This is a genomic window from Bacillus sp. ATD, from assembly GCF_050585765.1.
Taxonomy (GTDB): domain Bacteria; phylum Bacillota; class Bacilli; order Bacillales; family Bacillaceae; genus Bacillus; species Bacillus stercoris.
In genome coordinates, this window is the sequence record NZ_JBOBQH010000002.1 from 393,759 (window position 1) to 405,948 (window position 12,190).

Here is a 12,190-nt window from a genome sequence, read left to right on the forward strand (position 1 = left end):
TCTTTTACGTTCATATATTGTAGCAATGAAAATGGACAAGGTGTGAAGCGTATGGAATCCTTATGGAATCAGCTGGATCAGTTTACAGACGCGCCGACCAAACAGATGCTCCAAGCGCTGGTGAAGCGAAAACAAAAATTTGAAAATTATGCGTTGCAATGCCGCAGATGGCGATGGGCTTCACTTATTTGCTTAGGCTTATTATGTCTTATGATTATGCTCAAAAGCCCGGCGCCTCAGCTCGTTCTTCAAGAAATGCTCAGCCATACCTTTTATTTATTTTGGATGATGGCAACCGCTTTTGCATACTGCACTTCATATTACTTTAAGAAAAAGGAAGAAAAAGCTGAGGGTGATTTCCATAAACTGAGATGCGAAATTATTCAGAAAAGCACTGATCTTTGGCCGCAGCCGGATAAATGGAAGGCGAGAGAGTCTGTTTTTCAAATGATGAAGCACAGATATGACATTAATCTATATTTTGAAAGTAAATAAAATCGGGCGTTTTCTCAAACGGTAGAAACGTCTTTTTTTATTGTCCGTCTTATTGATAAGTTCTAAAAAAGAATGGAGAGTTTTTATGAAGCTATCAGTGAAAATTGCCAGTGTGCTGACTGTTGCGGCAGCGGCAATGACGGCAAAAATGTATTCAACTGCAAAAGGCAACCACTTAAAAACACATACGTTTCCTTTATCAAAAATGAAGGGCAAGCCGCCACTTACCATCTTTTTTATTTCGGATATTCACAAACGTCTTATCGATCAAGACCTTTTGGAAAAAGCGCGAAGCCATGCCCCTCACCTCGTAATCATCGGCGGAGATTTAGCTGAGGGCGGGGTGCCTATTGCGAGAATTGAGGAAAACATCAAAAGGCTCGCTGATTTAGGAGTTCCTGTTGTATTTGTGTGGGGGAATAATGATTATGAAGTCAAACAGCATAAGCTGTATTCCATATTCAAAGCGCACGGTGTCATCACTCTGAGGAATGAGTCAGTTCCGTTTTCGTACAACGGCCATACGATTGCGATTGCCGGGGTTGATGATATCAGGATGGAGATGGATCATTATGAGGAAGCCATTAAAGAACTCGACAAAAGCCAGCTGAATATTCTAGTTTGTCATAATCCGGAGATTCATGAGCAAATCAATGAAGGGGACGGTATTGATGTGATATTCAGCGGACATACCCATGGAGGTCAGATCAGGTTTGGGGAATTTGGCCCTTATGAACTGGGGAAAACAGGCATTGTTAAAAATGCGGCTTATCTGATCAGCAACGGCTACGGCACGACAAAAGTGCCTCTGCGTTTAGGTGCTGAGCCTGAAACACACATTGTGACTCTTTGCGGACCAGAGTAACTTCTAAAAAGCAAAAGTCCATATGGCAATAAAAACTGCATTGTGCTTGTCTTACTAGTGAACTCAGTGTAAACTGATAACAATTAAGAACCTATGACTCATCATCTCATATAATGTGTTATATGATTTGTGTGCAAGTAGAGGCAGGAGGGAACGTTATGCGGCTTGAGCGTCTGAATTATAATAAGATCAAAATCTTTTTAACCCTCGATGATTTGACAGACCGGGGATTGACAAAAGAAGACCTCTGGAAGGACTCATTTAAAGTCCACCAGTTATTTAAAGATATGATGAATGAAGCAAATACAGAGCTCGGCTTTGAAGCGAATGGACCGATTGCAGTGGAAGTGTATTCTCTCCAAGCACAAGGGATGGTCGTGATCGTAACAAAGAACCAAGACGCCGATTCAGAAGACGATGAGTATGATGATGATTACATCGAAATGCAAGTCAAGCTTGATGAAAGCGCGGACATCATATATCAATTCCATTCCTTTGAAGATATCATTCAGCTTTCAGAAAGCTTACAGCGAATCGGTATCACAGGGGGAACTGTCTACCACTATGACGGGCAGTACTTTTTAAGCCTTGAAGATCTGGGGTCACATACGGCTGAGGGGGTTGTGGCGGTTCTGGCGGAATACGGCAATCCGACAACTTTAACGATTTATCGCCTGCAAGAGTATGGTAAGCTCATAATGGACGGTAATGCCGTTGAGACGATACAAACTCATTTTTCATAAGAATGCAACGGAAAACTGCTGATTTCACAGCAGTTTTTTTTTCGGTAAAAAACATGGAAAAACATAACGTTTATTCTATGCACAGATCAGATGAAGGTGTATACTATTCTCTGAAAGGGAGCATGTGAGAAACAGAAGATTCTAGGAGGTTAACTCAAATGGCAGCCGATCGAAACACCGGTCATACAGAAGAGGACAAACTTGATGTATTAAAATCAACCCAAACCGTAATACATAAGGCTCTGGAAAAATTGGGGTATCCCGAAGAGGTATACGAACTGTTAAAAGAGCCGATGAGGTTATTAACGGTAAAAATACCTGTTCGTATGGACGACGGTTCAGTAAAGATTTTCACAGGTTATCGTGCGCAGCACAATGACTCTGTCGGTCCGACGAAAGGCGGGATACGTTTTCACCCGAACGTAACAGAAAAAGAGGTGAAGGCGCTTTCAATTTGGATGAGTTTAAAATGCGGCATAATTGATCTTCCATATGGCGGTGGTAAAGGCGGAATTGTTTGTGATCCAAGGGATATGTCGTTTAGAGAGCTGGAGCGTCTGAGCAGAGGGTATGTCAGAGCGATCAGCCAAATTGTCGGCCCGACAAAAGACGTGCCGGCGCCGGATGTATTTACAAACTCACAAATCATGGCTTGGATGATGGATGAGTATTCAAGAATTGATGAATTTAATTCGCCTGGATTTATTACAGGCAAGCCGCTTGTGCTTGGCGGATCTCACGGGAGAGAATCTGCGACAGCAAAAGGTGTAACCATCTGTATTAAAGAAGCGGCCAAGAAAAAAGGCATCGATATTAAAGGTGCGCGTGTCGTTGTCCAAGGCTTCGGAAACGCGGGAAGCTATTTGGCAAAATTCATGCATGATGCGGGAGCAAAGGTTGTCGGCATCTCAGATGCATATGGCGGACTTTATGATCCGGAAGGCCTTGATATCGATTATTTACTCGACCGACGCGACAGCTTCGGTACTGTAACAAAGCTTTTCAACGATACCATTACGAACCAAGAGCTGCTGGAGCTTGATTGTGATATTCTCGTTCCTGCTGCGATTGAAAATCAAATTACAGAAGAAAATGCCCATAATATCCGGGCTAAAATTGTCGTTGAAGCGGCGAACGGGCCAACAACGCTTGAAGGAACAAAAATTCTTTCAGACCGAGACATTCTGCTTGTACCAGACGTGCTGGCAAGTGCCGGTGGCGTAACAGTTTCTTATTTTGAATGGGTTCAGAATAACCAAGGCTTCTACTGGAGTGAAGAAGAGGTAGAAGAAAAATTAGAAAAAATGATGATCAAGTCATTTAACAATATTTACGAAATGGCTAATAACCGAAGAATTGACATGAGGCTAGCTGCATATATGGTCGGCGTACGCAAAATGGCTGAAGCTTCGCGTTTTAGAGGCTGGATATAAGTTGATGATTTGCATAAAAATAAAAAATCTCCTATGATAAAATAGGAGATTTTTTTATTCGGAAATAGAAAATATGAAGTGAAATGCCAATCGCAGGAGTTGACAGAAATGATTCAAGAAAAAGCAATTATTATAGGCGGAGGACCTTGTGGACTATCTGCTGCCATTCACCTAAAACAAATTGGCATTGATGCCCTCGTCATCGAAAAAGGCAATGTCGTTAACAGTATTTACAATTATCCGACACATCAAACCTTTTTCAGCTCAAGTGAAAAGCTCGAAATCGGAGATGTGGCATTTATTACAGAAAACAGGAAGCCTGTCAGAATTCAGGCTTTATCGTATTACCGGGAAGTCGTTAAACGGAAAAACATTCGTGTTAATGCGTTTGAAATGGTGCATAAAGTGACGAAAACGGAAAATAACGCATTCGTTATTGAGACGTCAAAAGAGATCTACACGACGCCATATTGTATCATCGCCACAGGCTATTATGATCATCCAAACTATATGAATATACCCGGTGAGGATTTGCCGAAAGTATTTCATTATTTTAAAGAAGGCCATCCGTATTTTGATAAAGATGTTGTGGTCATCGGCGGGAAAAATTCAAGCGTGGACGCCGCCCTTGAACTCGTGAAATCTGGAGCGCGTGTCACAGTTTTATATAGGGGCAATGAGTATTCGCCAAGTATTAAGCCGTGGATCTTGCCCGAATTTGAAGCGCTCGTCAGAAACGGTACAATCCGTATGGAATTTGGCGCCTGTGTCGAAAAAATCACCGAGGATGAAGTTGTGTTTCGTTCAGGAGAGAAAGAGCTCATTACCATTAAAAATGATTTTGTGTTTGCCATGACAGGCTATCATCCTGACCATCAATTTCTTGAAAAAATTGGTGTTGAGATTGATAAAGAAACAGGACGTCCATTTTTCAATGAAGAAACAATGGAAACGAACGTTGAAGGTGTCTTTATTGCCGGGGTTATTGCTGCGGGTAACAATGCAAATGAAATATTTATTGAAAACGGCAGGTTTCATGGAGGGCAAATCGCAGCGGAAATCGCCAAAAGAGAAAACCACTAAAGATGAGGAGCATATGATGCATTCGTATGCTCTTTTTGTTTTTTTACGTGCAGACAGATGTAAAATGATAAACAACATGGTAGGATAGACGTAGGAATATAAAGGAAAGAGGTTGCCTGATGTTTGCAATCATCTCTGCAGGAATTGCCCCCGGCATCGCGCTGTTAAGTTATTTTTATTTAAAAGATCAGTATGATAATGAACCTGTACATATGGTGCTTCGGTCGTTTTTTCTCGGGGTTGTTCTTGTATTTCCCACAATGTTTATCCAGTATGTACTTGAAAAAGAGAATGTAGGAGGCGGAAGCTTTTTCGTTTCTTTTTTATCTTCAGGGTTTTTAGAGGAATCATTAAAATGGTTTATACTGATGATCAGTGTTTACCCGCACGCCCACTTTGATGAGCATTATGACGGGATTGTGTACGGTGCAAGTGTATCACTCGGTTTTGCAACCCTCGAAAATATTCTTTATTTAATTGGCCACGGTGTGGAGCATGCGTTTGTCAGAGCGCTCCTGCCTGTTTCATGCCATGCCTTGATTGGTGTGATAATGGGATTTTACCTCGGAAAAGCGCGCTTTTCCGCTGATAAGGCGCGTGTGAAGTGGCTTGTTCTTTCTTTAGTTCTCCCATCCCTTTTGCATGGATCATATGATTTTATCCTGACAGCGCTTAGTAATTGGATTTATTACATGCTTCCATTTATGGTATTTTTATGGTGGTTTGGTTTGCGTAAAGCGAAAAAAGCCCGTTCCGTTAATATGATGCAAGTATAGAAGCCGCACAGCAATCGTGCGGCTTTTTTGTGTGCAGTTTTTACAAAAGAGATTTTATGTTCTGAGGGATAACAAGGAAAGAGTGTATAAAAATAACCTCGTTACAGAAAATACGATTACACTTAAAAATTTGCTGTAGGAGGCTTGAAAAGATGAAGTCCAAAGGATCGATTATGGCATGTCTCATCCTTTTTTCCTTTACAATAACGACGTTTATTAATACTGAAACGATCTCTGCCTTTTCGAATCAGGTCATTCAAAGAGGGGCAACAGGGGATGATGTGGTCGAGCTTCAGGCGCGTCTTCAATACAACGGATATTATAACGGAAAAATTGACGGGGTTTATGGATGGGGAACATACTGGGCAGTTCGAAATTTTCAGGATCAATTCGGGTTAAAAGAGGTTGACGGCCTTGTCGGGGCTAAAACAAAGCATACCTTAATATGTAAATCTAAGTATTATCGTGAATATGTCATGGAACAGCTCAATAAAGGGAACACATTCACGCATTACGGAAAAATTCCGCTGAAGTATCAGACGAAACCGTCAAAAGCAGCAACACAAAAAGCAAGACAGCAAGCGGAAGCGAGGCAGAAACAGCCTGCGGAAAAAACAACGCAGCAGCCTAAAGCGAATGCGAATAAACAGCAAAACAATACACCAGCAAAAGCAAGAAAACAGGATGCGGTAGCAGCGAACATGCCTGGTGGATTTTCCAACAACGATATCAGGCTGCTTGCTCAAGCGGTTTATGGGGAAGCCCGGGGCGAGCCGTACGAGGGGCAGGTTGCGATTGCAGCAGTCATTTTGAACCGTTTGAACAGCCCGTTATTTCCAAATTCAGTGGCGGGGGTTATTTTTGAGCCGCTTGCCTTCACAGCAGTAGCCGACGGGCAAATTTACATGCAGCCGAATGAAACGGCCCGAGAAGCGGTGCTGGATGCCATCAATGGCTGGGACCCGTCAGAGGAAGCACTTTACTACTTTAATCCGGATACGGCTACAAGTCCGTGGATTTGGGGGCGTCCGCAGATTAAAAGAATCGGTAAACACATTTTCTGTGAGTAGCAGATATGAGAAAGCATAAAAAGAGGTGTGATAAATGATCAGAGGAATTTTAATCGCCGTGCTTGGTATTGCAATAGTCGGTACAGGCTACTGGGGATACAAAGAACACCAGGAAAAAGACGCAGTTCTTCTTCATGCTGAAAATAACTATCAGCGGGCGTTTCATGAGCTTACCTATCAGGTGGATCAGCTTCATGATAAAATCGGAACAACACTTGCCATGAACAGCCAAAAATCACTGTCGCCTGCATTGATTGATGTGTGGAGAATTACTTCTGAAGCACATAACAGCGTCAGTCAGCTGCCGCTTACATTAATGCCGTTTAATAAAACGGAAGAGCTATTATCAAAGATCGGTGATTTCAGCTATAAAACGTCAGTCAGAGATTTGGACCAGAAGCCGCTTGATAAAAACGAGTATACATCACTAAATAAGCTTTATCAGCAGTCTGAAGATATCCAAAATGAATTGCGCCATGTTCAGCACCTTGTCATGAGCAAAAACCTTCGCTGGATGGACGTAGAAATGGCACTGGCTTCAGACGAAAAACAAAGTGACAATACAATTATCAACAGCTTTAAAACTGTCGAAAAGAATGTTGGTGCATTCTCCACCGGCACTGACCTTGGCCCAAGTTTCACCAGCACGAAAAAAGAAGAAAAGGGTTTCAGCCACCTGAAGGGAAAACAAATTTCCGAACAGGAAGCAAAACAAATTGCTGAGCGCTTTGCCCCTGATGACAATTATTCAATTAAGGTGGTAAAGAGCGGAAAAAAAACAAATCGCGATGTATATAGCATCAGCATGAAAGACCCAGACCATAAAGCAGCGATTTATATGGATATCACGAAGAAGGGCGGGCATCCGGTATATTTGATCCAAAACAGAGAAGTGAAAAACCAGAAAATCAGTTTGAATGACGGATCGAACCGAGCGCTCGCATTTTTAAAGAAAAACGGATTTGAAACAGATGATTTGGAAATTGATGAAAGTGCCCAATATGATAAAATCGGCGTATTTTCATATGTTCCTGTTGAAAATAAAGTCCGGATGTACCCGGAGGCAATCCGCATGAAAGTGGCCTTGGATGACGGTGAGGTTGTCGGTTTTTCAGCAAGAGACTTCCTAACATCCCACAGAAAAAGAACTATACCTAAGCCGGCAATTACTGAAGCAGAGGCAAAATCTAAATTAAATAAAAATGTACAAGTGAGAGAAACAAGGCTCGCTTTAATTACAAATGAACTTGGTCAAGAAGTGTTATGCTATGAAATGCTCGGGACCATTGAAAATGACACATTTAGAATGTATATAAATGCCAATGATGGCACAGAAGAAAAGGTTGAAAAATTAAAAAATGCAGAGCCTATATATAAAGACCTATAAAAAACAGGAGGAAAGGACTAAATGTCTTTTCCTTTTTTTCATTACGTGCTTTAATAAAAACGTGAGTATAATGAATACGAAAGAGTGAAGTCAATGATAGAGATTGGAGAAAATGTACTTTTAGAATATATAGAAGAAAATGAATTGAAAAAGGCAAAAACTAAGGCGGTAAGCATCGAAAACAATGAGCTTTTGATCGCGTATCCGGTTGATGTAGTTACAGGGCGAACTGTGATTTTACATAATGATATGGAAGTAACGGTAGAGTTTGTGGGGAAAGACGAAGTTCCTTACCGCTTTACAAGCCGTATAAAAGGCAAAGTGAAGGACAAGCTTCAAATGATCTGTCTTGAAGTGCCTCCCCGTGAAAAACTGAAAAGAATCCAGCGCCGCCAGTATGTAAGAACTGATGCGATATTAGATGTGCAAATTCAGCCGGCAAATGAAGAAGAATTCCGCACACTATCCTATAACATTAGTGCAGGCGGCATCGCCGTGGTTTTAGCTGATGGACGTTCTTTTCAAGCCGGGGAATCATTGCGCCTGATCATCTGTCTTTCTGAAGAGGAGCACACACGTCAAATAGAAACAGAAGCGGTTGTCAGACGTCTCTTTGATGACCCAAAGTCAGGAAAACGCAAAATGACTTTAGAGTATTCAGAAATTGCAGCAAGTGACCAGCAGGCTCTGCTTCAATACTGCATTCGGCGCCAGTTAAAAAAGAGAAGAAAAGCCCGAATGGAATAAACATCGTCAAACACTTCCATACTATTAGTAATGGAGGTGCTCCAATGAAAACATTTGAACGGCTGCTGATCAAATTAGTGTTCATTCAGGCCATCATTTTACTTGGTGTCCAATTTCTTTTTCACTATCAGCATATTGAACCATACGTATCAAAAGTGATTCAATATGAAGGGGTGGATAAAATGGCGGAAAACAATAGGATTGAAACGTTCAAACATTAATTATTCATCAATTTTTCACCCTTTTTCATAAAGTTCATGATACAATCCATAGAGGAGAAAAGAGCAAGGAGAGGAATTATGGAAAAGAAATTATCGATTGCAATCGACGGACCGGCAGCTGCAGGGAAAAGCACTGTCGCCAAAATTGTGGCTGAGAAAAAATCGTACATATATATTGATACAGGAGCAATGTACCGGGCGATAACGTACGCGGCTTTACAAGAAAACGTTGAGCTGACAAATGAAGAAAAATTGGCTGAGCTATTAAAGCGGACTGACATTGAACTGATTACGACAAAAGAAGGACAAAAAGTGCTTGTAAACGGCACTGATGTAACTGAGGCGATCAGAACAGATGAAGTCAGCAACCAGGTTTCAATTGCGGCCAAGCATAGAAGTGTCAGAGAAGAAATGGTGAAACGCCAGCAGCAGCTTGGGGAAAAAGGCGGCGTTGTCATGGATGGTCGTGATATTGGAACTCACGTGCTGCCAAATGCAGAGGTGAAAATCTTTCTTTTGGCATCTGTTGAAGAGAGAGCGAAACGCCGTTATGAAGAAAATGTGAAAAAAGGCTTTGATGTCAACTACGAAACATTAATTGAGGAAATTGCAAGAAGAGACAAGCTTGATTCTGAGCGTGAAGTATCTCCGCTGCGTAAAGCAGAAGACGCTCTTGAAATCGACACGACATCGCTTTCCATTCAAGAGGTAGCTGATAAAATCCTCGAGGCGGTGGAGCAAAAGTCCCGCTGAGGATGGCAAATGCCACTTTTTTTGAATTTTTCAACGATGATAGAATGTTATTGCTTGACAAACCTGTCCTTTTATTAGAAGTTAATACTAATAAAACTTTTTATTGATCATTCAAAAAACTTTTTTGGATGATTCTTTAATACATATTCGGCTAAAAGCGGGCATGTTATATGTTCAGCTTTCAAACCGTTTTAATTAAGCTGTGTAGGTTTGGACCAAGGAGGTTATTCAAATGACAGAGGAAATGAATCAAATTGATGTTCAAGTGCCAGAGGTTGGAGATGTAGTTAAGGGGATTGTCACAAAGGTAGAGGACAAGCATGTAGATGTAGAAATTATCAATGTTAAACAATCCGGTATTATTCCAATCAGTGAATTATCAAGTCTTCATGTAGAGAAAGCATCGGATGTTGTTAAAGTAGACGACGAGCTTGACCTGAAAGTAACAAAAGTGGAAGACGATGCTTTGATTTTATCTAAACGTGCTGTTGATGCAGACCGCGCTTGGGAAGACCTTGAGAAAAAATTTGAAACAAAAGAAGTGTTTGAAGCTGAAGTAAAAGATGTCGTGAAAGGCGGCCTTGTCGTTGATATCGGCGTTCGCGGTTTTATTCCGGCATCGCTTGTTGAAGCACATTTCGTTGAAGATTTCACTGACTATAAAGGAAAAACACTGTCTCTGCTCGTTGTAGAGCTTGACCGTGATAAAAACCGCGTGATCCTTTCACACCGTGCCGTTGTTGAAAGTGAACAAGCGAATAAAAAACAGGAACTTCTTCAGTCTCTTGAAGTTGGAAGTGTACTTGATGGCAAAGTGCAGCGCCTGACTGACTTTGGCGCGTTTGTAGATATCGGCGGCATCGACGGACTTGTGCACATTTCACAACTTTCTCACTCTCATGTAGAGAAACCGTCTGACGTTGTTGAAGAGGGACAAGAAGTAAAAGTGAAAGTGCTATCGGTTGACCGCGATAATGAACGTATTTCATTATCAATCAAAGATACACTGCCTGGACCTTGGAGCCAAATCGGCGAAAAAGTGAAGCCTGGCGATGTGCTTGAAGGAACTGTACAGCGTCTTGTAAGCTTCGGTGCCTTTGTTGAAATCCTTCCAGGTGTTGAAGGTCTCGTTCATATTTCTCAAATTTCCAATAAACACATCGGCACGCCGCATGAAGTCCTTGAAGAAGGACAGACTGTAAAAGTGAAGGTTCTTGATGTGAATGAAAATGAGGAGCGCATTTCATTAAGCATGCGTGAACTTGAAGAAACGCCTAAAGCTGATCAGGAAGATTACCGTCAATATCAAGCGAAGGAAGAAACAAGCACTGGCTTCCAGCTTGGAGATCTGATCGGAGATAAGCTGAATAAACTAAAATAACTGGTGATAAACGTGACTCGAGCAGAACGAAAAAGACAACACATCAATCATGCCTTGTCCACCGGCCAAAAGCGGGAAACAGGTCTTGATGATATTACGTTTGTTCACGTCAGTCTGCCCGATCTTGCATTAGAACAAGTAGATATTTCCACAAAAATCGGCGAACTTTCAAGCAGTTCGCCGATTTTTATCAATGCAATGACTGGCGGCGGCGGAAAACTTACATATGAGATTAATAAATCGCTTGCGCGAGCGGCTTCTCAGGCTGGAATTCCCCTTGCTGTGGGATCGCAAATGTCAGCATTAAAAGATCCATCAGAGCGTCTTTCCTATGAAATTGTTCGAAAGGAAAACCCAAACGGGCTGATTTTTGCCAACCTGGGAAGCGAGGCAACGGCTGCTCAGGCAAAGGAAGCAGTTGAGATGATTGGAGCAAACGCACTGCAGATCCACCTCAATGTGATTCAGGAAATTGTGATGCCTGAAGGAGACAGAAGCTTTAGCGGAGCACTGGAACGTATTGAACAAATTTGCAGTCATGTCAGTGTGCCAGTCATTGTGAAAGAAGTCGGATTCGGTATGAGCAAAGAATCGGCAGGGAAGCTGTATGAAGCTGGTGCTGCAGCTGTTGACATTGGCGGTTATGGGGGGACGAATTTCTCGAAAATTGAAAATCTCCGAAGGCAGCGGCAAATCACCTTTTTTAATTCGTGGGGCATTTCAACAGCTGCAAGTTTGGCGGAAATCCGCTCTGAGTTTCCCGCAAGCACCATGATCGCCTCTGGCGGCCTGCAGGATGCACTTGACGTGGCAAAGGCAATTGCGCTGGGAGCCTCTTGTACCGGAATGGCAGGGCATTTTTTAAAAGCGCTGACTGACAGTGGTGAGGAAGGACTGCTTGAGGAGATTCAGCTGATTCTTGAGGAATTAAAAATGATTATGACCGTGCTGGGCGCCAGTTCGATTGCCGATTTACAAAAGGCGCCTCTTGTGATCAAAGGTGAAACCCATCATTGGCTCACAGAAAGAGGGGTCAATACATCAAGCTATAGTGTGCGATAAATGATAAAAGCCCAAAACCATATGTGGTTTGGGCTTTTTGCATTATGATTTTCGTTTTTTGAATCTTCCGTTTTGTTCAAGGCTTGTCGCTCCGTCATAGTGAATGGACTGGTCGCGGTCTGATTCGACTCTTCCTGAAGCTTTGAGTTTTTTTTCCTGTCTGTCTTTTCCCAT

14 protein-coding genes are annotated in these 12,190 nt (G+C 42.1%); 13 read left to right on the forward strand and 1 reads right to left on the reverse strand.

Features of this window, described 5'->3' with window-relative positions; all coding sequences use genetic code 11:
- Nucleotides 1-51: 51 nt before the first annotated feature.
- From ACQXR1_RS06605 to fni, 13 genes are all read left to right on the forward strand, one after another.
- A complete protein-coding gene (locus ACQXR1_RS06605; protein WP_136654167.1) occupies nt 52-495 on the forward strand; it encodes a YpbF family protein in 444 nt (147 codons plus the stop codon).
- 85 nt (nt 496-580) lie between these two features.
- Nucleotides 581-1,360, forward strand: a complete 780-nt coding sequence (locus ACQXR1_RS06610) for a metallophosphoesterase (protein WP_243572286.1) — start codon at nt 581-583, stop codon at nt 1,358-1,360.
- A gap of 158 nt (nt 1,361-1,518) precedes the next feature.
- The gene (locus ACQXR1_RS06615; RefSeq protein ID WP_003230533.1) at nt 1,519-2,103 is read left to right on the forward strand and encodes a genetic competence negative regulator; all 585 of its coding nucleotides are present in this window, start codon (nt 1,519-1,521) and stop codon (nt 2,101-2,103) included.
- Between the two features lie 158 nt (nt 2,104-2,261).
- Entirely contained in the window at nt 2,262-3,536 is a 1,275-nt protein-coding gene (gudB, locus tag ACQXR1_RS06620; RefSeq protein ID WP_014664433.1) for an NAD-specific glutamate dehydrogenase, read from the forward strand.
- A 108-nt stretch (nt 3,537-3,644) separates the two neighbouring features.
- On the forward strand, nt 3,645-4,619 hold the full coding sequence (locus tag ACQXR1_RS06625; protein WP_095431506.1) for a YpdA family putative bacillithiol disulfide reductase: 975 nt from the start codon (nt 3,645-3,647) through the stop codon (nt 4,617-4,619).
- A 119-nt stretch (nt 4,620-4,738) separates the two neighbouring features.
- A complete protein-coding gene (prsW, locus tag ACQXR1_RS06630; protein ID WP_014664431.1) occupies nt 4,739-5,395 on the forward strand; it encodes a glutamic-type intramembrane protease PrsW in 657 nt (218 codons plus the stop codon).
- Nucleotides 5,396-5,547: 152 nt separating this feature from the next.
- Nucleotides 5,548-6,465: a spore cortex-lytic enzyme gene (sleB, locus tag ACQXR1_RS06635; protein WP_014664430.1), complete on the forward strand. Its 918-nt coding sequence runs from the start codon at nt 5,548-5,550 to the stop codon at nt 6,463-6,465.
- Nucleotides 6,466-6,499: 34 nt separating this feature from the next.
- The gene (gene ypeB / locus ACQXR1_RS06640) at nt 6,500-7,852 is read left to right on the forward strand and encodes a germination protein YpeB (protein WP_014664429.1); all 1,353 of its coding nucleotides are present in this window, start codon (nt 6,500-6,502) and stop codon (nt 7,850-7,852) included.
- Nucleotides 7,853-7,945: 93 nt separating this feature from the next.
- Entirely contained in the window at nt 7,946-8,599 is a 654-nt protein-coding gene (locus ACQXR1_RS06645; protein WP_134975394.1) for a flagellar brake protein, read from the forward strand.
- A 44-nt stretch (nt 8,600-8,643) separates the two neighbouring features.
- The gene (locus ACQXR1_RS06650; RefSeq protein WP_052438154.1) at nt 8,644-8,820 is read left to right on the forward strand and encodes a YpfB family protein; all 177 of its coding nucleotides are present in this window, start codon (nt 8,644-8,646) and stop codon (nt 8,818-8,820) included.
- 78 nt (nt 8,821-8,898) lie between these two features.
- Nucleotides 8,899-9,573: a (d)CMP kinase gene (cmk, locus tag ACQXR1_RS06655; protein WP_040082757.1), complete on the forward strand. Its 675-nt coding sequence runs from the start codon at nt 8,899-8,901 to the stop codon at nt 9,571-9,573.
- Between the two features lie 232 nt (nt 9,574-9,805).
- Nucleotides 9,806-10,954: a 30S ribosomal protein S1 gene (gene rpsA / locus ACQXR1_RS06660; protein ID WP_014477197.1), complete on the forward strand. Its 1,149-nt coding sequence runs from the start codon at nt 9,806-9,808 to the stop codon at nt 10,952-10,954.
- A 12-nt stretch (nt 10,955-10,966) separates the two neighbouring features.
- Nucleotides 10,967-12,016 carry a type 2 isopentenyl-diphosphate Delta-isomerase gene (gene fni, locus ACQXR1_RS06665; protein WP_430771880.1) on the forward strand — a complete coding sequence of 350 codons (1,050 nt, stop codon included), beginning with the start codon at nt 10,967-10,969 and terminating at the stop codon, nt 12,014-12,016.
- A 42-nt stretch (nt 12,017-12,058) separates the two neighbouring features.
- On the opposite strand, the gene ACQXR1_RS06670 is transcribed toward fni, so the two are convergent.
- Complete coding sequence (locus ACQXR1_RS06670; RefSeq protein WP_003225499.1) at nt 12,059-12,190, reverse strand: YpzI family protein; 132 nt, start codon at nt 12,188-12,190, stop codon at nt 12,059-12,061.